Source organism: Natrialba sp. PRR66 (genome assembly GCF_034808065.1).
Classification (GTDB): Archaea; Halobacteriota; Halobacteria; order Halobacteriales; family Natrialbaceae; genus Natrialba; species Natrialba aegyptia.
In genome coordinates, this window is record NZ_JAXHGN010000041.1 from 1 (window position 1) to 297 (window position 297).

A 297-nucleotide genomic window follows, 5' to 3' on the forward strand; every position below is an offset into this window, starting at 1 on the left:
CTTGTTGACGTAAGCCAAACCACGAGTTTTTGAGTTTTCTTGGTTTTTAGCATATGCCAAAGATACAACATATTCAACGTTTTGACTTCCGCTGAATTCAATTCTAGAATCAATAACGTGAACTTCAGCATTACGGATACCGAATGGTGCGTATTTCATGAGTTGAGCGGCACGAGATTTCTGATCTTTTGGCAATTGAGCCAAGCTGCTCAAAACTGTCTTCCTGTCGGCGGAGTGGTATTCTTTCTGTTGTCCGTTCATGTAAGTCAATGAGCCTTGGATTGTCTTGGTCTTTGA

1 protein-coding gene is annotated in these 297 nt (G+C 41.4%); it reads right to left on the minus strand.

Features of this window, described 5'->3' with window-relative positions:
* A partial coding sequence (locus tag SM755_RS23405) for a hypothetical protein (protein WP_323174803.1) occupies positions 1-261 on the minus strand: 261 nt, incomplete at its 3' end.
* Positions 262-297 lie beyond the last annotated feature (36 nt).